Consider the following 18,851-nt stretch of genomic DNA (forward strand, 5'->3'; position numbering starts at 1 on the left):
TTGGATATCCAGTTGTGAAATTCACCTTCACATACACATCCTAAGGAAGTGACCCAACATGACCAACCTCATCCTGCTCTCATTCCTGCGCCAGCGTCCGATGCACGGCTATGAAATTCAGCAGCTTATTCAGGCCAGCCGCATGGACCTATGGACGAATATTCTGTCCGGCTCCATCTATTATGCACTTAACAAGATGGAAAGCGACGGTTGGATAGCAGCCACCGCTGAAGAGCGGACCGGTGCAAGACTTCGCAAAATTTACAGTATTACGGATGAAGGCGAGAAGTTATTCCAGAAGATGATCCGCGAAACCTTGACGCTTCCTCCCCACACCGTCAAATCCGACTTCTCTCTTGGTTTGGTCTGGATCGAGAACATTCCGAAGCAGGAAGCGGTGGAATTGCTGCAGCAAAACCTTAAACAGGTGGAAGAATCGCTGGCACAATGGCGTTCAGGGAAAGAAATCAAGGGACAGTACGGCTTATCCAAGGTCGCCCTAGCTACCTTCGATAATGCAATCTCGATCCTGGAACAGGACATCGCCTTTCTCAACAAAATCATAATACTCGTTCAAGAATAAGCCTCAGCATCAGCTGCGGCTTTCCTTTACGGTAAATACCCAACATTGGATATATAATATAGGTTAGATTGACGCAGCCGCATGTACCTTCCGCCCGGATGCGGAGCAGCCTGCCGTATGGAAGCAAGGAGCAACGAAGAAAGCTGCATCGATATAACGTCGTACAAAATCCGATAAGCCCCTTGTATAAAAGACATCTCATGCGGTATACTGAACAACAATATCAACATCAGGCCGATGAAGAGCTTCCAACTCCGAGGCGTTCTCGTCAAGGGGATCCGATCCTACAACCGATCAACGATCCTCCTAAGTTAACCGGACCCGCCCGTTACCGCGGAATCAAAGTGGATTGAACACGGACCCGACTGTTTTGTGATTAGGTTACGGTTCAATCAATTTGGGTGGCACCGCGAGCGCATAAGCGTCCCTCGTCCCATATGGACTAGGACGCTTTTTATTTTTTTCAGAAGAAGGAGCGCGGTGATTATGCTAGATATGAAATGGATCCGAGAGAGCACAGAGAATCAGGAAGAACTGCAGCGAGTGGCTGACCAGAAAGGGATCGCCCTGTCGGTTGCCGAACTTGTCCGGCTGGATGACCAGCGTCGGACGCTGCTGCTCGCCGTGGAGGGCTTGCGGCAGCAGCGCAATGCCATCTCGCAGGAGATCAGCACGCTCGTGCGGCAAGGCAAACAGGAAGAAGCCGAACGGATGAAACAGCAGGTCAAGGACAGCAACGATCAGTTGGGCAAGCAGGAAGAGTTATACCGGGAGGTTGACGACGACTATAACAAGCTGCTCATCCTTGTACCGAATATCGTTTCGCCGGATACGCCGGTCGGAGCTTCGGATGAGGACAATGTAGAGATCAGACGCGTTGGCGAGCCCCCCGTGTTTGATTATGAATACAGGGATCATGTTACGCTCGGCGAGCTGCACCGGATGATCGACATTCCCCGCGGCGTCAAAACCGCCGGCACGCGCAGCTACTACCTGACCGGCATCGGCGCAATGCTGCATCGAGCCGTTCAGCAGCTGGCGGTGGATATGCTGGTTGCCAAGGGTTTCACCCTTATCGACGTGCCGTTAACCGTAAGGACGGAGGCCATGCAGAATACAGCATTCTTCCCGCTTGGTCAGGATCAGGCTTTTCAAATAACGGAGCAAGATAAGTGGCTCGTCGGTACGTCGGAAGTGCCGTTGGTATCGTTCTATAGCGGTGAAGTCGTCGATGTGGCGCAGCCGATTCGCCTGGCTGCAGCATCGCTGTGCTTCCGGAGCGAGGTCGGCTCGGGCGGCCGGGACGTCCATGGCTTGTACCGGGTGCATCAGTTCGCGAAGGTGGAACAGGTCGTTATCTGCGAAGCCAGCGCGGAAGCCTCGGAGCTGCTTCTGCAAGAGATCACCGCCAATGCCGAGGAGCTGCTGCAGAAGCTCGAATTGGCTTACCGGGTCGTTGCCGTCTGTACCGGAGATATGTCGCAGAAAACGTACAAGCAATACGACATCGAGACATGGATGCCAAGCCGGAAGGCTTATGGGGAGACCCACTCGTCGTCGAATCTGCTCGACTTTCAGGCGCGTCGCTCGAACATCCGGTACCGGGACGCAGAAGGCAAGCTGCGCTACTGCCACACCCTGAACAATACGGCCGTGGCTTCGCCGCGAATTCTTATCCCGCTGCTGGAGAACCACCAGCAGCCCGACGGCTCGATCCTCATTCCGAGGGCGCTCAGACCTTACATGAACGGGATGGAGCGGATTGAGCCTCCACACACAACGGAATGAAGACATCATCAACCTATATCTGACGTTCAACAACGCAGCCATTGAATGGCTGCGTTGTTTTGGGATTTCATTTTGTAAGTGAAGTACTTGCCTCCGCTCCGTCACTATAAATGCATGAATCGGGTTTAACCGATACTTAGACCAGCATAAAAAGCATATACTATGAAGTACATTTTTCTTTAGATTATCGAAGCTGTAAGTTTTCAGCGAAGCTGAACCCTTCGATAATCGCAAGAAAAATTTCCTCTAAATGCGGTCTGGCTTCTGCGAAGGTGCATCGATGTATATTTTTCTTATGGATTAAGTAGGTATATAATGTTCGTTATATAGGGATACCAACTATCGATAAATAGATTTCATTTTTTTCGGCATCCACTTAAACGGATGTCTTCTCCCTATATAAAAACTTTACCGTGCCGCGCACGAATAAGGAGGTCATACCCTATGACAGAACCTAATCTTGATCATACAGCGCCCAAAACGCTTCGCGATATCCCTATTTCCATCCTGGATCTCGCCCCGATTACAGCGGGCAGCACCGCTGCACAGTCGCTGCGGAATACACTTGATCTGGCCCAGCATGCCGAGAAGTGGGGGTATAACCGCTACTGGCTTGCCGAACACCACAATATGCCGGGGATCGCCAGCTCGGCCACTTCAGTCGTCATTGGCCATGTCGCCGGAGGCACGAGCAAAATCCGCGTCGGATCCGGCGGCATCATGCTGCCGAACCACGCTCCGCTGGTCATCGCCGAGCAGTTCGGGACCCTTGAATCGTTGTATCCCGGCCGAATTGATCTCGGTCTTGGCCGTGCGCCGGGATCGGATCAGCTCACATCCCGGGCGCTCCGCCGCGGTCCCGGCAGCGACGGCCAGGATTTCCCGGATCGTCTCGGCGAGCTGCGGAATTACTTCCAGCCTACCTCCGGGTCGTCCATGCGCATCCGGGCGATTCCCGGTGAAGGCCTGCATGTACCGATCTGGCTGCTCGGCTCCAGCGGTTTCAGTGCGCAGCTGGCAGGACAGCTGGGGCTTCCGTTCTCTTTTGCGAGCCACTTTGCTCCGGATTATCTGATGGCCGCGCTTGACCTGTATCGAACCAGCTTCCGTCCTTCATCGGAGCTGAGTAAGCCTTATGCCATGATCGGCGTGAACGTGATCTGTGCCGACACGGATGAGGAAGCGCAGCGCCTGGCTACCTCGCCGTACCAGCAGTTCCTGAATATCATCCGGGGCCGTACCGGCCAGCTGAGTCCACCGGTGGACAGCATGGATGATCTGTGGAACCTGCAGGAGCAGGCCATCGTGAAGCGCCAGCTCAGCTTCTCCGCCATCGGCAGCCCTGCAACCGTCCGCGCGCAGCTGGAGCAGTTCCAGCAGTCGACGAACGCGGACGAAATCATTGTCGCGGCCGCCATCTACGATCATGAGGCGCGCTTGCGTTCTTATGAGCTGCTGGCGGATGTTGTCGGCATCAAATAAATGTTATACCAAAAAGACCAGACAAACCCGGTATTCCGGTGCTTGACTGGTCTTTTTTTCAAATATATATTACAGCGTCAATCCGCCATCAATTGTAACCAGCGAGCCTGTCATGTAGCTGGAGCCCGGAGAAGCCAGGAAGGCAACCACGTTCGCGATTTCATACGCCTCAGCCGGACGGCCCATCCGCATGTTGCCCACTTCCTCAGGCACGTAGCCGCCTTCCATGAAGGACTTGGCCACCGCTGCCGTAAGCGGCGTCTGAACGCCGCCCGGGCAGATGGCGTTCACGCGAATGCCCTGCTTCACGTATTCCAGCGCTGCTCCCTTCGTCAAGCCCACCACCGCATGCTTGCTTGCCGAATAAGCGGCCGCACTGTGCTCGCTGCGGATACCTGCCGTAGAAGCGGTATTAACGATATGTCCGCTGCCCTGCTCCTTCATGACTTTCAATACATACTTCATGCCGAGAAAAGCGCCCTTGACGTTCACGTTCATTTGACGGTCAAATTCGTTCTCGTCGATGTCGTCCAGCATCGAGAACTTCTGCACGATACCCGCATTGTTGAAGAAAAAATCGATTCTGCCATAGGCCTTAACCGCCTGATTCACGTAGTTCTGGACATCTTCGGTTTTGGTCACATCCGCTTGCACGAAGATGCCCTCACCGCCCTGCTCCTTGATTAAACGCAGCGTTTCCTCGCCGGCTTCCTTGTTGAAATCAACGAGCACTACCGCTGCACCATCCTCAGCCAATTTCAAGCTGCTGGCTCTGCCGATCCCGCTGGCTGCCCCGGTAATGACAGCGATCTGTTTGTTATCGGACATGGAACAACACTCCCCTTGATGGAAAAATAAAATTAGGCCCGACCGAGTTGTATCACGATCATTTCTGCCGTCTATCGCTTATAGACAAGCCATTGGAAGGATGAATTACTTCGCGAAATATCCGCCATCGATCGGCAGCTCAACGCCTGTAATGTAAGAAGACTCATCCGAAGCAAGGAACAATACGCCGCGTGCGATATCTTCCGCTTTGCCCAGGCGTGGAAGCGGAGTCTGGGATTGGAACCACTGCATCATCTGCTCATCCTTGAAGAGATCCACGGTCATTGGCGTTTCGATGTAGCCAGGGTGAACCGAATTGCAGCGGATGTTATGCTTCGCAAAGTCAACGGCCGTGGCTTTGGTCAGCATGCGTACCGCGCCTTTGCTTGCCGTGTAAGGACCGGCGCCGCTGCCGCCTGTCAGGCCGGCAATGGAGGAGATGTTGACGATGGAACCACCGCCGGCTTCGATCATATGTGGAATAACATATTTTTGGCCGAGGAATATGCTCGTAACGTTAATCGACATGGTCTTCTCCCAGCCTTCGACCGTCAAATCCATGAACGGCGTTGCATTGGAGACACCGGCATTGTTGACCAGGATGTCGATTTTGCCGAATTTTTGAACCGTCTCATCTACGACACGAACCCAATCTTCCTCTGAAGCTACGTTGTGCTTGAATCCGATCGCTTCGCCGCCAAGCGCTTCAATCTCGGCTACGACGTCTTTGATCTTGTCTTCCTGAAGGTCCGTAATCGCAATCTTGGCTCCCTCCTGCGCAAACAAAAGAGCGTCGGCTTTACCCATACCACCTGCTGCACCTGTAATGATGGCTACTTTATTGTCCAATCTCCCCATGAGAATACCTCCTGAAATATTAGTCGTTGGTTTGGCTATCTTCATTGGACCGCCCGATCTTAAGCTGCAGATGTTCAATCATCTTCTCGTATGAAGCGATCAACACATCCATCTCCTGATCGGAGAAATCCGACCATAAGCCTTCATTCAATTCACGGTACTTCGCAATCATCCGGGCTTCAACTTCACGGCCCTGCTCCGTAATCTTAAGATAGACCTGACGCCTGTCCTCGCTGGACGCCACCCGTTCAATATAACCCTTACTGACCAGCTTGTTGCTCAAGTTGGTCACGGCCGACAGCGTAACATTCAAGGCGTTGGCAAAATACGAGCTGGTCTGCTGCCCCTCATACGCCAAGGTCTGCAGCACGTAGTACTGAGGGCCGGTCAAATCATTGTCCAGAATCTTGGCATAGTTCGCCACAAGCGTCATCATCTGACGGGCTACCATGTTAGATAATTGTTCCCTCTTATCCAGTTTCATCACCTCGATGCCCAACGAAGTCTACACATTTATTACAAATTTAAATAGTTAAAAGCTTTTAACAATCTAAATTGTATACCCTTGCACATCGCTCGTCAACCACGATAAAATGCCCGATCTGGTTGTTATTCCCACCGTCGCAAGCAGTGAAGGCAAAATGCACTCAGAGTGGATCTCGCTTGATCGAACCAAGCAAAGATTCCAATGGATAGCACGTTTTATCTATAGAAAAAAAGAGCACCTCAGGTGCTCTTGAAAGTATATCCATCCTCGTTTCGGCGTATCCCGTTAAGAGGAATAGCCGGTATATTCTAAAGTATCGTAGTCGGCGCGAGCCGAGCTTTCCCTGCTATTCCCGGTAGTGTAGGGCGCGATCAGCGCTAGGATAAATCCCATTCCGATCGGACGAGACGATGGCGGCTGGGGCAGATGCATTCGAATCATCGGGTGCCGACTACGTCACCAAACAGGGAATCACACGAAATGGGAGATCCCTAATACGCGCGTTGGTGATAAAAAAAGGCACCACCCTAAGGTGATGCCTTCCAAGTCATTATCCTGCCGTATCCATCCGCGCATCCAGTGTGAGTTGACGCAGTTGATCGAGCGTCATGCGATCTACGAAGCGCGAGAACTTCTCTTTTTTCTTGCCATGCTCCTGATAGATAGTGATCAGCTTCAGGATGATTGGAGCCAGCTGCTGCGGCGTCAAATCCGTATGCAGTTGCTTGGCCAGAGCAGCCTTCAACCCTCTCGGCTCTCCACCTACATAGATATCGTAGGTATTCCGCATCTTAATAACAGCAATATCCTTCAGCAGCGGTTCACTGGTGCCGAGCGCACAGCCCGCGTAACCGATCTTTAGCGGATTGGGTACAGGATGATCGGCGATTACTGCATCCAGCATCTTTGCAACGTCCAGTCCCGAATCCTCCGCCCCCCGGCAGAAGTTGCAGGTGATCAGGCTCTTGGAGACAAAGCCCGCGGGATGAACCTGAAGTCCGGCGGCTTCCAGCTTTGCCTTGGCTTCCACCACCCGATCTGCATCCATCTCCACGTACAATTGCTTAAAGGTTGTCATCTCAATGCGGGCATCCTCGCCTACGATAGACCCCAAGACCGCCAGCTGATCCGGGCGGAACAGCGTTCCGCCCACCTCAAAGCCGGGTGTCACTGCAAATTTTTGCGATGCCAATGTCTACACTCCCATCAAGTCGCCCTTATTATCGTTTCCTTGCTAGGTTTGATCCACGTTATATATGAACGGTCTCTTTGCTTCCGTTATACCTTCATCCGCTGCAGGCGAAGGGCATTCAGCACAACCGATACGGAGCTCAGTGCCATGGCGGCCCCGGCCACCCAAGGTGCCAGAAGACCGATGGCGGCAATCGGAATGCCCAGCGAGTTATAACCCAGCGCCCAGAAGAGGTTCTGACGGATGTTGCTCATCGTCTTGCGGCTCATGTAGATGGCATCCGGAATGCTGTTCAGATCCCCCTTCATCAGTGTCACGTCAGCGGCTTCCATTGCCACATCCGTACCTGTACCGATAGCCATGCCGATGTCGGCAACCGCAAGTGCCGGCGCATCGTTAATGCCGTCGCCAACCATGGCGACCTTCTTGCCCTGCTGCTGGAGCTTCTTCACTTCTTCCGCTTTGCCTTCCGGCAGTACCTCGGCCCGCACATGGTCGATACCAACCTGCTTCGCGATGGCCTGTGCCGTGCGTTCATTGTCACCGGTAATCATAATGACTTCGATGCCCATTTCTTTCAATCTTGCTACGGCAGCACGGGACGTCTCCTTGATTGTATCCGCCACAGCCACAAGACCTGCATATTGGCCGTCTACAGCCGTTAACATGGCAGTCTTGCCCTCGGTTTCAAGCTCTGACATTCTGCCGAGGATCGCATCTATCGGCACGTTATGCTGTGCCATCAGCTTACGTGTACCGACCAGCACCTCGTGTCCTTCCACGCTGGCACGGATGCCATAGCCTGGAATGGCTTCAAAATGCTCAGCTGCCGGAAGCTGCGTTCCTTTGGCCTCAATTCCGGCCACAATCGCTTCAGCAAGCGGATGCTCGGAGCTCCTCTCAGCAGATCCGACCAGACGAAGGAACCGCTCTTGATCAAAGTTATGAACTTCCACATCGGTCAACTCGGGTTTGCCTTTGGTGACCGTCCCTGTTTTATCCAGAATAATGGTATCGATTTTATGGGTGGACTCCAGATGCTCTCCGCCCTTGAACAGAACACCCAGTTCTGCAGCGCGGCCCGAACCCGCCATGATCGAGGTCGGTGTAGCCAGACCCAACGCACACGGACAAGCAATAACCAGAATCGCAATAGCGATTTCTAACGATTGAGCGAAATTACCAGGCGTTACCCAGAAGTACCACACGAGGAAGGCAGCAATTGCAATGCCGACCACGATCGGAACGAAAATGCCGGAGATGACATCAGCTACCCGCTGAATCGGAGCTTTGGAGCCTTGCGCTTCCTCAACCACCTTGATAATTTGGGCTAGAGCGGTCTCCTTACCCACTTTCGTCGCTTCCAGCGTCAAGCGTCCGTTCTTGTTTATGGTGGCGCCGATAACAGCATCGCCCGCTTTTTTCTCAACCGGAATGCTTTCACCTGTCAGCATCGACTCATCTACCGCCGACGTGCCCTCCACGACTTTACCGTCCACCGGGATTTTCTCACCCGGCTTTACCAATACGAGATCACCCACCAGGACCTGCTCCACCGGAATGGTCATCTCCTGACCGTCACGAACGACCAGCGCCGTTTTGGCTTGAAGGCCCATCAGGGTTTTAATAGCCTCCGACGTACGGCCTTTAGCCAGGGATTCGAACAGTTTCCCCATAATGACCAGCGTGATCAGCACCGCACTGGTTTCATAGTACATTTCGGGCCCATGGTGTACATTGGCTCCTGCAACGGCCCAATCAATTGTTAAATACAGACTGTAGAAATAGGCTGCCGACGTACCGAGTGCGACCAGAACGTCCATATTGGCGCTTTTGTTGCGAAGAGCCTTATAGGCACCCACATAGAACTGTTTCCCGATAAAAAACTGCACCGGCGTTGCCAAGATCAGCTGGAACCAAGGGTTCATAAACAGATCCGGCATCCAGATCCAAGAGGTGAAGGAGAAATGGCTCACCATGGCCCAGAGCAGCGGCAGAGACAGAATCGCCGACAGGAGCAGCTTCCGCTTTTGCTTGGTGATGGCCTCCTTGCGGTGACCTTCCTGATCAAGCGTCTCCTGTTTGGAAACCGCCTGATACCCAAGCTTCTCTACACGCTGTTGAATATCGCTGAGGCTTACCTCTGCGGGATTGAATTCCACCCGGGCCGTCTCCAATGCAAAATTGACGTTGGCCTGATTAACACCTGGCATCTTGCTTACCACTTTCTCGATTTTCGAAGCACAGGCAGCACAGTACATGCCAATCAGCTGCAGGTCCACGGTTTCCTTTGCTGTTCCGTAACCCAGCTTTTCAATTTTCTCTTCCATCTGCTGGACGGAAACCACATTCGGATCAAATGTAACCGACGCTTTTTCCAGCGCAAAATTCACATTCGCTTCCTGGACGCCCTCCATTTTGCTTAGACCCTTCTCAATCCGATTCGCACAGGCGGCACATGTCATACCCGTTAACTGCAGCGACGTTTTCTTCTGTTCCATTGTTGCTTCTGCTCCCATCTTCTCCTCACCCCTCTTCATCCTCGTGCCGTTTAGTTAAACTACGTTGTATCCTTGTTCCTCGATAATTTCTTTGATTTTATCCAAATTGACTTGGCCTGCGTCGTATTTAACGGAGACCGTGCCTGCCTTCAGGTCCACATGACCCTCGATGTTCTCATTCTTTAAAGCTCCTTCAATGGAATTCACGCAATGCATGCAGGACATACCTTCTACTTTTATGGTTACCTGTTCCATGTTCAATCTCTCCTTTTGGATTATGTTTTATTGTGAGCAGCCCTTCTAAAAGCATGCCCGGAATAAGTTTTGAACGGGTTGTGCTCGTTTCTTGATGTTAGTATACCCCCCTACCCTATATTTAGTCAATGGGTTTTCTCACTTTTTTTGAAAAAATGTCCCCCGCTATGCTTTAACCGCTTAACCGTGCGGTATTCTTCACCTTGAATAAACACCAACTGCCACCTTTAGAAGGTGGCAGCTCCATGGACACTCATCATAACCAGACCGTCTCCAGCCAGGAATTCCATTATTTCATTAACTTGTTCATGGTTGTTAACAGCTCGGTAATAACATCGTCGTCACCTTCCTGCAGGCGTTCCACCACACAGCTCTTCATATGATGCTCAAGCAGCAATTTGCTGACGCCGTTCAAGGCCGACTGGATCGAGGAGATCTGGTTTAATACATCATCACAGTACGTATCCTTCTCAATTAAGCCCTTTACACCGCGAATCTGTCCTTCAATCCGGTTCAACCGGCTGACGAGATTGCTTTTCGTTTTGTCGGAATGATGGCTCTTCCGTTCACCGGTTACTGCGCACGCATCATGTACATGGTTCTCGATTGTCATACCCATTCCCCCCTTGATCACGTTACTTCATCTTATTCTAACCCTATTTCCATTATATCATATAGCCCCCCACCCTATAAAGCCCAGCTTATGGAATAAAGATTGAAGCCATAGCCGGATGTACAGCGGGATCGATTCAATTATTGAGATTTTAGAACGATTCATATAACATGGTCAAAAGGTTAATCATCATTTTACGGGAGTGAACATAATGAGCCGTATCACCATATTAATCGCGGATGATGAGTCCGAGATTGCCGACCTGATCGAGCTGCATTTAAAAAAAGAGGGTTACCAGTGCATTAAGGCACGCAATGGCCAGGATGCCATTCATGCGGTTCAAACGTATCCGATTGATCTGGCTATTTTGGATATTATGATGCCCAAGCTCGACGGCTATGAGGTAACAAGGCAAATTCGCGAAAAGTTTTTACTGCCTATTATTTTTCTCAGTGCCAAAATTTCGGACCTCGATAAAATCGAGGGATTGGTGCGAGGGGCGGATGATTATATGACCAAGCCGTTCAACCCCATGGAATTAGTAGCTCGCGTGAACGCCCATCTCAGGCGTACCAAGCAGTTGAGTCAGTCGGCAGTGGAAGTGAATAAACCTATCGTGGAGATCGGGGGCGCCGTCATTTATCCGGATCAGCGAGTGGTCGAGCTCTACGGTAAGCCCATTGAATTGACGCCAAAAGAATTTGATATCTTGTATCTGCTCGCCAGGCATCCCAAAAAAGTCCATAGTGCCGAACATATATTTCAGCAGGTATGGGGCGAAGACTACTATGAAGGCAGAAACACGGTGATGGTGCATATTCGTACGCTGCGGAAAAAGCTCGGGGAAGATACCAACAAGCATAAACTGATCAAGACGGTATGGGGAGTAGGTTATACCATCCATGTCTAACATGATATTTAGCTTTCGGACTAAAATGATTCTGCTGCTCATGGCCAGTATGCTTGCATCCGGCGCTATTACCTTTGGGATCTATAAAGCTCTCCAGCTGTACTATCGATCCGAAGTTTTGTTTGAGAATCCGTTAACTCGAATTCGATATTTCATGAGGTACGAAATTGGGGATGTGAACTCGTTTTTAATTATTTTTGTACCGCTAGCCATCATGTTTTTCTTCTTGTTCACCAAGCCTTACGCAAAGTACTTCAAAGAGATCTCCAAGGGGATCCATCAGCTCGCAACCGGCAATTTCATTGATCGGGTCCATATTACGTCCAAAGATGAGTTCGGTACGATTGGGCGAGATATTAACTTAGCCATGGATAACCTGCGGGAAGCGGTAGAACGGGGCGACTCTGCTGAGAGCAGCAAGGATCAGCTGGTTCTAAACCTGGCCCATGACTTGCGCACACCGCTGACCTCCGTTATCGGGTATCTGGATTTCATTCTTAAAGACAATCAGCTGACTCCGGAGCAATCCAGGCATTATGCCCATATCGCTTACACCAAGTCTCAACGCTTGGAGAAACTTATCGATGAGCTGTTTGAAATCACCCGAATGAACTACGGCAAGGTCCAGCTTGAGAAGAACATGATCGATCTCGGCGAGCTGCTCAACCAACTGAACGAGGAACTATATCCTATATTTGAAAAAAACGGCCTTACCTCCAGAATGAACATTGCAGAGCAGCTGATTATAGGCGGAGATGGAGATTTACTGGCGCGCGTATTTGAGAATCTCCTCACCAATGCGATCCGGTATGGGAATGATGGCCAATTCATCGACATTCACGCATATGTGGATGCCGATGAGGTTGTCGTTCAAATCATCAACTATGGGGATTGTATTGAACCTGAGGAGCTTCCGCATATTTTCGATATGTTTTACACCGGCGACCGGGCACGAAGCCATCAAACGGGAAGCACGGGGCTCGGGCTCTTCATTACCAAAAACATTGTGGAGCAGCATGGTGGAACCATTTCCGCACAGAGCAGCATGATCCGCACACTCTTCGAGGTGCGTTTGCCCCGAAGTGACCGCCAATAGGCTTCGTACAGCAACGACGATTCAATTATTTAAGAAAAATTTTAGAAATAGCCTGCTTCTTTTTTAATTAGTTTCCCCTAACCTTAAGAACATAGAACTGGGAAAGCAAAAATAGGAAGCAGGGTTATTTAACATAACGAATACGTTCTTTTTACTCAAACCATTTTATCCTATTGTACAAACCCGAACCTCCAGATCGGTGCGTACCGTATCTCCAGAATCCTAGCATCGCCAAGTCTTGAATCATTTGCCGGAGGACGCGTAATAACTATCAAGAAACAGAAAGGTGTCCGCTTGCCCTTTATGGAACATGGATGAAAAGATAAAAATATCCGACGATTCTGTTTTAGGACTCTTCTCGAGGAACTTCCCCTTCTTATTGTCATAGAAATACTCCAGGATGTCATCGGATGGTGATGGATCGTATTCTCCATATCGTTTCTTGATCTCGCCAATTTGCATTCCTATTTCAGCGCCGCGCGTTGTTTGATAATGACCTTTCGATTCTTCCTCCATCCTGATCGCAACAACGGCATCATCTCTGTAGAACACCGCGATCCCGAAATCGTAGTCAAATACACCCCTGGCATGCTCTTGTCCCGTGCCAAGCACTTTTTCAGCATCCGTACGATTCATGCCGTAGTGTACCTTTTGGCCATTATCTATGCGCACGATCCCCATGTCTTCTTTGGTAAACTTCTCCGTTGGCTCACCGCCGCCGTTACAGCCTCCTAAGACCAGGATCAATACTATCAACAAGCAGAAGTATCTAACCATGTAATCCTCCTCCTCTAGAGTTTTTTTCCAATATTTTACCATATAATGCTTTATAAAGGGCACTATTTCTACCTGGGCGTGCATCAAAAGTACATGCTCACACAAAGATTCGGCATTCGAAAAGTATCCATCCATAAAAAAAAGGATGCCCCATCAGATCCAACATCTGATGGGGCATCCCCTAATTTCCACGTCCAGTTATAATATGAACTTAGTAAATCGTCCGCCCCTGCTCATCCGGCACGCCGGATTTACGGAAGAAGTACGTGTTGATCACATCTCGCCAATGCTTCGCATGCTCAGCCTGATCGGCCAGGCGCTCGGTTACTTGAATGAAACGCACCGGATCGACTTTATCCTCTAGCGAGGTCCATGCGTCGAGCAGTCCAGCCGCTGCCTGCGCCCCGGCAAAATGTGAGTCATAAATATGCTGAATCACCGTTTTACCGGATTTCAACACATGGGAATACGGCACATGATGGAAGAACAGCAGCAGCTCGTCAGGACAATCCGCCAGCGAATCATATCGAGCCTTATTCGGCTCGAAATACTGTGCGGTATAACCCGTGCCTGTCGCCACCGTGCGATCGACGCCCATCCCGTCCCGATCGGCAAAATGGTACGTACCCCACCTTGAATATTCATAGCCGTCGACATCCGGGCCATAATGCGTATGCGGCGTAATCATCCAGCCCACCCCGAGCGGGGAGGTGTAGCTTTCATAGATCGGCCACGATTGCATCAGCATGTTGCATACCGTGTCGACCACCGGTGCAACATTGCCGAAGGTTAACCTCGTCCATTCTTCCGCGATCCTCTCCGAGGACAAGTCCGGATCCCAGATCAGGCGTCCGAAGCCATACAGATTCGCCTGCGCCAAGGTGTGACCCGTCCAGTTCTCATCATTTCCGATGTTGGAAACGGCGGCAATCCCGCTGTATTTCATGCCGTGCAGGGAACCGTTGACAATCTTCTTCACCTCGGACCCGGATCCATTCGCGCAGGTATCGAAATCCAGCACCTCTTTCCACTGCGGCACCAAATAGCATACGTGACGCTGCTGGCCTGTATACTCCTGGGCGACCTGAAACTCCAGCACTTGATTGGTCTCTCTCATGCTGCCGAACAACGGGGACACCGGTTCCCGAACTTGAAAGTCCATCGGCCCGTTCTTGATCTGCAGCAGCACATTGTCCTTAAACCTGCCGTCCAGCGGGGTAAAATGATCATAGGCCGCCCGCGCTCGGTCCGTGCTGCGGTCGCGCCAATCCTGCATGCAGTTGTAGACGAAGCAGCGCCAGATGACGAGCCCGCCGTGCGGCTCCAGTGCCTCGGCCAGCATATTGGCGCCATCGGCATGGTCCCGCCCATAGGCAAACGGGCCGGGGCGGTGCTCCGAATCCGCCTTCACCAGGAAGCCGCCGAAGTCCGGGATATGATCGTAAATCTCATCCGCCGTGTCCTTCCACCACTGCCGAACCTCTTCGTTCAGCGGGTCGGAGGTGGACACGCCGCCGATATGCAGCGGAGCCGCAAAGTTAATGCTCAAGTACAATGTCATGCCATAATCCCGGAAGATATCCGCGACCTTCGCAATCGTCGGCAAATATTCCGCAGTAATGAATTTCGTCTCGATCTCGTGCACATTGACGTTATTAATGGAGATGGCATTCATGCCCACGGAAGCCAACAGGCGGGCGTAGTCTCTTACCCGATCCAGGTTTTCGGTGAACCGTCCATTTTCGTAAAAAATCGAGTGGCCCGAGTACCCGCGTTCCACCGAGCCGTCGGCATTGTCCCATTGATTGATCATCCGCAGTCCGTTCACTGGCTGCTCGGTCACCTTCAGTCCGGTTAACGGTTGGTGGGAGGCCAGCAATCTCAATAAATGAAACACCCCATATAATACGCCTTTACCGGATCCACCAGTCAGTACCAGCTTCTCCTGCTGCCCTTGAATTGAATGCTCCAGCTGAAAGCCTTCTGCGCCTAGCCGGGCTGCCACCTGGCCCTTATCCCCGCCTGAGCCGACCCCATCCCCCATGCCCTGTTCGGCTGAAGCCGCATGAATGCGAACCTCAAGATAGGACGAAGCCGGTGCCTCGGACGTGATGACCGGTACGATACCGAGCATGGATTGGCACGCCCTCTTCAGTTCCTCCATGGCCGCGTTTGCAACCCGCGACTGCTGAAGGTCCGCAACAATCGTGCCGAGCAGCCTGCCGTATCCGGCAGCAAGCTCGCGGTCCTTCACGGGCGCATACTGCAGCCAAGCTTTATATAAAGTACTGTTCAATGTCAGTTCCTCCTTCTTCGACCGTGATCCGAGCCAAGACGGATTACACCTTGGCTGTACTCTCGACCAATCGGTTAAACGCCGGTTTCGGCTGATGCCGCTCATCAAACAGGAAGGGCCAATTCTTTCGCCCCCGTACCGGGAAATCGTCCAGCCAAGTGTAATCGTCGGCTGCGCCCCAGAAGGTAACGGACGTAATATGACCCCGGTACTCCTTCAGAATGCCGAACATCGCCTCATACCGCTTAGCCTGAGCCTCCAGAAGCTCTTCCGGCGCTTCGGTCAGATCCTTCCGCTTGTCGTCAAACCGGAACATCGACACATCGAGCTCCGTAAGCTGGAGCTGCAGGCCGAGCGACGCGTACTTCTCGATCGCCGCCCGGATATCGTCAAGACCCGGGTCGTACAGATTCCAGTGCGCCTGCAAGCCTACGCCATGGATCGGCGTTCCTTGATCCAGCAGCGACTTGACCAGCGTATGGATTTTGTCCCGCTTGTTCGGATGAGACTCATTGTAATCGTTATAGAACAAGAGGGCCGACGGATCGGCTTCATGAGCATACTCAAATGCCTTGGAGATAAAATCGGGACCCGCAATGTCCAGCCATTTGGACGGACGAAGAAGTTCGGCACCTTCATCGGAGATTACCTCGTTGACGACGTCCCAGGCGTAAATATCGTCCTTGTATCGCTTCACGACCGTGTCGGTATGCGACTTTAGCCGTGCGTACAGCGTAGCTTTATCCACCAGGCTCCCGTTCTTGTCCTCGAACAGCCAGTCGGTCGTTTGGTTATGCCATACCAGCGTATGGCCGCGCATCTTCATTCCATGCTTGCGGGCGAAGGCGGCAAGCCGGTCCGCGTCCTCGAACGTATACGTATCCTCCGCCGGATGCACGCTGACAAACTTCATTTCATTTTCCGCTGTAATGCTGTTGAAATGGTACGATAGCAGTTCCTCCTGCGTTTCGATTGTCCGCGGGTTCACAGCCGCTCCGATGAGAAAGTCATCCGCGAACATTTCCTTAAGCCTCGGTTCATTTCGATGCGTGTTGGACACTTCCAGTCCCTCCTTGAATTAGAGATAACAGCATGTATTGATGGTTTATGATCGTGATGACACCAGCAGCGGTAGCAGTTCCTGCAGATTAACCTTTCACGCCGCCAAGGGTCATCCCTTGCACGAAGTATTTTTGCAGGAACGGATACACGAGAATGATTGGCACGCTGGCCACAATGGTCATCGTTGCCCGAATAGAGGTCGGCGTAACCTGATTCGCGCCGCTCTCGGAGCTAGCAAACTGGCTTGCATAGTCGTTGCCCGAGTTCATCGAGGAGTTCGAATTCTGGAGTATTTTCATCAGCTCATACTGAAGGGTGCTTAATTCGCTGTATGAGGAATTGTATAAGAATACGTCAAACCAGGAGTTCCACTGGGATACCGCCGTAAACAGCGATACCGTAGCAAGCACGGGCACGCACAGCGGAAGCACGATTTTCATGAAAGTCGTGAACTCGCCAGCGCCGTCGATCCGGGCCGATTCCAGAATTCCCTCCGGCAGTCCTTCAATGAAGGAACGAATGACAATCACGTTAAACACGCCGATCAGGCCCGGAATGATGTACACCGAGAAGGTGCCCAGCATGCCCAATTCGCGAATCAACAGGAAGTTCGGAATTAAACCGCCGCTGAAATACATCGTCAGGATGAAAGCAATCGATACGAATTTGCGCAGCACATATTCCGGTCGGCTGATCGTATAGGCGACCATGGCACAGCAGAATACCGAGGTGATCGTTCCGATCACCGTACGCAGAACCGAGATGAAGGTCGCCTGAAAGATCGTCGCTTCGTTAAACACATATTTGTAATTCTCCCACGTGAAATCTCGCGGCCATAGATAAATGCCGCCTTTCACCGAATCCGTCGCATTGTTGAAGGATACTGCGAGCGTATTAATGAACGGGTACAACGTGATAATCATGAGACAGATCATGAACAAAATGTTAAAGGTATCGAATATCCGGTCCGCAGGAGACTTGAACCGGGCATGAGCTCGTGGTGAATCTGATGTCTTCGCCATATGAATCCTCCTGTACGTTTTCTGATAGAGAACGGCCCTCGCAAGCTTTCGCTTAGAACAATCGATCTTCGCCAAGTCTCTTCGCGATATGGTTAGCCGTGAACAAGAGTATGAAGCTGACGACCGTCTTGAACATGCCGGCTGCGATCGAGAGCGAGAAGTTGCCCATCTGAATACCATATTTGAGCACGAAAATATCCAGGTTCTCGGAATAATCCACGTTCATGCCGTTACCAAGCAAATATTGCGGTTCAAAACCGGATTCGAGCAGGTTTCCGATATTCATGATCAGCAGGATGATGAATACCGGTTTCAGACCCGGCAAGGTAATGTTCCAGATCCGTTGAAAGCGTCCGGCGCCATCGATTTCCGCCGCCTCGTACTGCGAGGGATCGATCATCGTCATGGCTGCCAAATATATAATGGTGTTCCAGCCGACATTCTTCCATACCTCCGAAACACCGAGTATTCCCCAGAAATATTCCCCTTCCCCAAGCCATAGGATCGGTTCCTTAATGATCCCGAACCACATGAGGAGTTCATTGATTATCCCGCCGTCTGCCGACAGGGCTGTCGAAATAATGCTCGCAGCCACAACCCAAGAGATGAAATGGGGCAAATAACTGATCGTCTGCACGACCCGCTTAAACATCAAATTACGGAGCTCATTGAGCAGGATCGCTAACACAATCGCCGTAACAAACCCCAAGACGAGATTAATGAAACTCATGGCGAGCGTGTTGCGCATGACCCGAAGGAAGTGTTCGTCCTGAAACAGGAAAGCAAAATGCTGCAAGCCCACCCATTCCTGATCGAAAATCTTCTTGGCCGGTTTAAAATCCTGAAAAGCGATCGTCCAGCCCCATAAAGGCATGTACTTAAAGACAAACAACCATATCAAAAAAGGAATCGACATGAAGACCAGCGCCTTCTGTCGCAGCAGCTTCTGGAAGAAGCTTTTTTCGCCTGTTGGCGGTCTATTGTTTAATTCAGTATCGTTTTTCCGTTGTTTATTGAAGAAACCTTTCGATACCGCCGGCGTTTCGCGTAACGCCGTAGTCTCTGCAGGTCCAATCGGGTTCGCTTTATCCACGGTTTCTT

17 protein-coding genes are annotated in these 18,851 nt (G+C 51.4%); 5 read left to right on the forward strand and 12 right to left on the reverse strand.

Annotated elements, in window-relative coordinates:
• The first annotated feature begins 58 nt into the window (after nt 1-58).
• The 3 genes from PAEVO_RS29820 (at nt 59) to PAEVO_RS29835 (ending at nt 3,853) form a co-directional block, all read left to right on the forward strand.
• Nucleotides 59-583 (forward strand): PadR family transcriptional regulator, encoded by a 525-nt coding sequence (locus PAEVO_RS29820; protein WP_100541094.1) that lies wholly within the window; start codon nt 59-61, stop codon nt 581-583.
• A 486-nt stretch (nt 584-1,069) separates the two neighbouring features.
• Nucleotides 1,070-2,371, forward strand: coding sequence for a serine--tRNA ligase (gene serS / locus PAEVO_RS29830; protein WP_100541096.1), 1,302 nt, complete (start codon nt 1,070-1,072; stop codon nt 2,369-2,371).
• 444 nt (nt 2,372-2,815) lie between these two features.
• A complete protein-coding gene (locus PAEVO_RS29835) occupies nt 2,816-3,853 on the forward strand; it encodes an LLM class flavin-dependent oxidoreductase (RefSeq protein WP_100541097.1) in 1,038 nt (345 codons plus the stop codon).
• Between the two features lie 69 nt (nt 3,854-3,922).
• Here the strand turns inward: PAEVO_RS29835 and PAEVO_RS29840 are convergent, their stop codons facing one another.
• The 7 genes from PAEVO_RS29840 to PAEVO_RS29870 form a co-directional block, all read right to left on the reverse strand.
• Complete coding sequence (locus PAEVO_RS29840) at nt 3,923-4,681, reverse strand: SDR family NAD(P)-dependent oxidoreductase (RefSeq protein ID WP_100541098.1); 759 nt, start codon at nt 4,679-4,681, stop codon at nt 3,923-3,925.
• A 105-nt stretch (nt 4,682-4,786) separates the two neighbouring features.
• A complete protein-coding gene (locus tag PAEVO_RS29845) occupies nt 4,787-5,539 on the reverse strand; it encodes an SDR family NAD(P)-dependent oxidoreductase (RefSeq protein ID WP_100541099.1) in 753 nt (250 codons plus the stop codon).
• A 19-nt stretch (nt 5,540-5,558) separates the two neighbouring features.
• Entirely contained in the window at nt 5,559-5,990 is a 432-nt protein-coding gene (locus PAEVO_RS29850; RefSeq protein ID WP_100541100.1) for a MarR family winged helix-turn-helix transcriptional regulator, read from the reverse strand.
• Nucleotides 5,991-6,576: 586 nt separating this feature from the next.
• Nucleotides 6,577-7,218 (reverse strand): NAD(P)/FAD-dependent oxidoreductase, encoded by a 642-nt coding sequence (locus PAEVO_RS29855; protein ID WP_100541101.1) that lies wholly within the window; start codon nt 7,216-7,218, stop codon nt 6,577-6,579.
• A gap of 86 nt (nt 7,219-7,304) precedes the next feature.
• The gene (locus PAEVO_RS29860; protein ID WP_100541102.1) at nt 7,305-9,737 is read right to left on the reverse strand and encodes a heavy metal translocating P-type ATPase; all 2,433 of its coding nucleotides are present in this window, start codon (nt 9,735-9,737) and stop codon (nt 7,305-7,307) included.
• A 36-nt stretch (nt 9,738-9,773) separates the two neighbouring features.
• On the reverse strand, nt 9,774-9,974 hold the full coding sequence (locus tag PAEVO_RS29865) for a cation transporter (RefSeq protein WP_100541103.1): 201 nt from the start codon (nt 9,972-9,974) through the stop codon (nt 9,774-9,776).
• A gap of 289 nt (nt 9,975-10,263) precedes the next feature.
• Nucleotides 10,264-10,587, reverse strand: coding sequence for a metal-sensitive transcriptional regulator (locus tag PAEVO_RS29870; protein WP_100541104.1), 324 nt, complete (start codon nt 10,585-10,587; stop codon nt 10,264-10,266).
• A gap of 211 nt (nt 10,588-10,798) precedes the next feature.
• On the opposite strand from PAEVO_RS29870, the gene PAEVO_RS29875 reads away from it, so the two are divergent.
• Entirely contained in the window at nt 10,799-11,497 is a 699-nt protein-coding gene (locus PAEVO_RS29875; protein ID WP_100541105.1) for a response regulator transcription factor, read from the forward strand.
• Nucleotides 11,490-12,593: a HAMP domain-containing sensor histidine kinase gene (locus PAEVO_RS29880; protein ID WP_100541106.1), complete on the forward strand. Its 1,104-nt coding sequence runs from the start codon at nt 11,490-11,492 to the stop codon at nt 12,591-12,593. The genes PAEVO_RS29875 and PAEVO_RS29880 overlap by 8 nt, the downstream gene beginning before the upstream one ends.
• Before the next feature lie 243 nt (nt 12,594-12,836).
• Here PAEVO_RS29880 and PAEVO_RS29885 read toward each other — a convergent pair whose 3' ends face one another.
• From PAEVO_RS29885 to PAEVO_RS29905, 5 genes are all read right to left on the reverse strand, one after another.
• Nucleotides 12,837-13,370 (reverse strand): hypothetical protein, encoded by a 534-nt coding sequence (locus PAEVO_RS29885; RefSeq protein WP_100541107.1) that lies wholly within the window; start codon nt 13,368-13,370, stop codon nt 12,837-12,839.
• Nucleotides 13,371-13,581: 211 nt separating this feature from the next.
• Nucleotides 13,582-15,666: an alpha-glucuronidase family glycosyl hydrolase gene (locus tag PAEVO_RS29890; RefSeq protein ID WP_100541108.1), complete on the reverse strand. Its 2,085-nt coding sequence runs from the start codon at nt 15,664-15,666 to the stop codon at nt 13,582-13,584.
• 43 nt (nt 15,667-15,709) lie between these two features.
• Complete coding sequence (locus PAEVO_RS29895) at nt 15,710-16,726, reverse strand: endo-1,4-beta-xylanase (RefSeq protein WP_100541109.1); 1,017 nt, start codon at nt 16,724-16,726, stop codon at nt 15,710-15,712.
• An 88-nt stretch (nt 16,727-16,814) separates the two neighbouring features.
• Nucleotides 16,815-17,750, reverse strand: a complete 936-nt coding sequence (locus PAEVO_RS29900) for a carbohydrate ABC transporter permease (RefSeq protein ID WP_100541110.1) — start codon at nt 17,748-17,750, stop codon at nt 16,815-16,817.
• A gap of 52 nt (nt 17,751-17,802) precedes the next feature.
• Nucleotides 17,803-18,843, reverse strand: coding sequence for an ABC transporter permease (locus PAEVO_RS29905; RefSeq protein ID WP_100541111.1), 1,041 nt, complete (start codon nt 18,841-18,843; stop codon nt 17,803-17,805).
• Nucleotides 18,844-18,851: the final 8 nt, after the last annotated feature.

Source organism: Paenibacillus sp. GM2FR (assembly GCF_002803325.1).
GTDB lineage: Bacteria > Bacillota > Bacilli > Paenibacillales > Paenibacillaceae > Paenibacillus_AQ > Paenibacillus_AQ lautus.